This is a genomic window from Jeotgalibaca sp. A122, assembly GCF_052266715.1.
In the GTDB taxonomy this organism is placed as follows: Bacteria; Bacillota; Bacilli; order Lactobacillales; family Aerococcaceae; genus Jeotgalibaca.
In genome coordinates this window covers 1-2,769 of record NZ_JBQPRB010000020.1, presented here as the reverse complement: position 1 = coordinate 2,769, position 2,769 = coordinate 1, and the positions used below count along the sequence as shown (strand labels likewise).

The 2,769-nt window shown below is 39.3% G+C and carries 2 protein-coding genes, 2 tRNA genes and 1 rRNA gene; 4 read left to right on the top strand and 1 reads right to left on the bottom strand.

What is annotated here, in order from left to right:
* Positions 1 to 4: 4 nt before the first annotated feature.
* The 3 genes from rrf (at position 5) to ACTU7M_RS11415 (ending at position 295) form a co-directional block, all read left to right on the top strand.
* Positions 5 to 120, top strand: a 5S ribosomal RNA gene (gene rrf, locus ACTU7M_RS11425).
* 11 nt (positions 121 to 131) lie between these two features.
* Positions 132 to 205 (top strand) — tRNA-Asn (locus ACTU7M_RS11420).
* Positions 206 to 222: 17 nt separating this feature from the next.
* Positions 223 to 295, top strand: a tRNA-Thr gene (locus ACTU7M_RS11415).
* Between the two features lie 400 nt (positions 296 to 695).
* Here the strand turns inward: ACTU7M_RS11415 and ACTU7M_RS11410 are convergent.
* A complete protein-coding gene (locus ACTU7M_RS11410; protein ID WP_443474523.1) occupies positions 696 to 1,352 on the bottom strand; it encodes a DNA alkylation repair protein in 657 nt (218 codons plus the stop codon).
* Positions 1,353 to 1,447: 95 nt separating this feature from the next.
* Between ACTU7M_RS11410 and ACTU7M_RS11405 the strand changes: the two genes are divergently transcribed.
* A complete protein-coding gene (locus tag ACTU7M_RS11405; protein ID WP_443474522.1) occupies positions 1,448 to 2,371 on the top strand; it encodes an aldo/keto reductase in 924 nt (307 codons plus the stop codon).
* Positions 2,372 to 2,769 lie beyond the last annotated feature (398 nt).

The following is a 2,769-nucleotide window of genomic DNA, read 5'->3' as shown; positions in this document are numbered from 1 at the left end:
GATGTGCGGTGGCGATGGCGAGAAGGCCACACCTGTTCCCATCCCGAACACAGAAGTTAAGCTTCTTAGCGCCGATTGTAGTGAAGGGTTTCCCTTTGTGAGAGTAGGACGCTGCCGCGCATCAATATTATTCCGCAATAGCTCAGTTGGTAGTAGCGCTTGACTGTTAATCAAGATGTCGTAGGTTCGAGTCCTACTTGCGGAGTTTTTTTTATTTTCCTTGCCGTCTTAGCTCAGTCGGTAGAGCGCCACCATGGTAAGGTGGAGGTCGTCGGTTCGATCCCGACAGGTGGCTTGAAGTGAATGTGAGTACTCTACATTAGAATAAATGATAAAAGTCATGTAAATTGCTTATAGTAGCAATCTGCATGACTTTTTTGTTGTCTTAAAAATTATAATTAATCAGCAGCGTTTTCCGAGGGAAATTTGATGGATGTTACGGTTCTTGGTTATTTGGTATTGGTGAAGGAGATGCTCTTCGCCCTATACGTTGACTTAGTGTTGGCGTGTACTTACCGCCCTGAGCCTGTAGTCTCCCGATTTGCAAGCCTCGAAGGGACCGTAGACGCTGAAACGCAAGTGGTCTCTATTTTTCGCATGACATCCTTGACACGACCACGCCGTCCTACGAGATTTCTGAGAAGAATATCTACTAACACCATAAATGATAAAGCCGATATTGACTGACAATTTATCTAAAGGTATTTCTTACCTTCACGAATACTCAAAGGTGCCATTTCATTATGGTACTGTTCTATAAAGGTTCGCACCCATTCAGGGTTCGTTTTACTGTAATCCCTAAGTGCCCAACCAATCGCCTTATTAATAAAAAACTCTTTTTGCCCCAAACTATTGATAATAATTTCGGCTAACAGTTTCTCATCAGTTTTTGTTTTAAAAAGAAGTTGATGGTCAATTGCGACTCTGCGTAACCAAAAATTATCTGCTTGGCTCCATTCCAGCATCATTTTTTTCACTTCAGGAAATTTTAAACTCATTTTTCCAATAACCCCATCTAAACCATCAACAGTATCCCACCAAGACTTAGTCAAAATATATTTCTTAACTAAATGAAGATGATCTGGAGTAAGTATGTCTTGGATGGCGAGTAGATAATCTACTCCCATCAAATGAAACTCCCGTTCCTCTTTTTGAAAACATGCCTCCACAAAATCAAAGTCAATGATTTTGTTTTTTTTGGCAATTAAAAAATAAGATTTAGCAACACTCTTACGTGGGTCTGCGGCTATTCCTAAAAAAGGGAACTGGTTACGCATATATGCCGCCATTGGAATTGCTCTTTCAGGGTTTTGTAAAGCTTCTAATTCATTGAAGAGATTACCATACCACATGTTATTTCCTCCCAATTTTTTTACATATTATTATACATTATCTTGAGGGATATGGTATACTTTTAAAAGTGAAGCGTTTACAAAGGAGGGCGAAAATGAGAAAAATAAATATAGCACAGACAGATTTAGAGGTTTCAGAACTAGCACTAGGAATCATGCGAATGAACAGCCTGTCAAATGAGGAAGCCGAACGGGTTATTGAGACAGCATTAGATAGCGGCATCAATTATTTTGACCATGCGGATATCTATGGTGGAGGAGAATCAGAACGGATTTTTGGCGAAGCATTTTCTGAACTGGATACTTCCCGAGATTCAGTTTATATTCAATCCAAAACAGGGATTATACCTGGGAAAATGTATGACTTCTCCAAAGAACATATCATCCAATCGGTAGAAGGCAGTTTAACTCGCCTAAAAACCGACTACTTAGATGCTCTATTATTACATCGCCCGGATACCTTGGTTGAACCAGAGGAAGTAGCGGAAGCATTTGAGCAATTGGAACGACAAGGAAAAGTACGATTCTTTGGGGTAAGTAATCATAATCCTATGCAAATTGAATTGTTGAAAAAAAATGTTCGGCAGCCGTTAGTTTTTAATCAGCTTCAAATGAGTGTCAGCCATCATCCGATGATTGATGCTGGGTTTAATGTGAATCGCTCTAATGAACTATCTATTGATCGGGATGGGTCAATTTTAGATTACTGCCGCTTAAATGATATTACGATTCAGCCTTGGTCTCCTTTCCAGGCAGGAAATGATAAGCAGGGCATATTATTCGACCATTCGGATTATGAACAGTTAAATAAAGTCCTTAATAGGTTGGCAGAGGAATATAATGTTAGCCGTGAAGCAATTGCGATAGCATGGTTATTGAGACACCCGGCTAACATGCAACCGATTATTGGAAGCATGAATCCTGGGAGAATAGTTTCGAGTACGCAAGCTTCAAGTCTCCGCCTATCTCGAGAAGAGTGGTATGAGCTATATCGATCGGGTGGTTTCCAGTTACCATAATTTTTAAAAAGTACTTGCTAAAAATTGTTGTGGGTGATAGGATATAAAAGTCGTTATTAGTGCGTCAACTTGTTGAAAAAATAAATGATTATTTTTCTTGACATTGTTACTTATATGAAGTATCATATAAAAGTTGTCACATGGGCAATTACTTATCACCCAAAACAATTTGAAAAAATAATTTCAAAAAAGTGTTGACATTAAGTTGCACAGGTGGTATTATTAAGAAGTTGTCACGAACGAAACATCACGTAACACGTGATAACGGATTGACCTTTGAAAACTGAACAAAGAATGAACGAACCAAACGTGCAGGGCATCCTGACGGATGCACATTAAGCCGACACGCAAGTGTCGCAACACAAGTAAGTCAGCAAAACAACAAGAGCAATCAACTT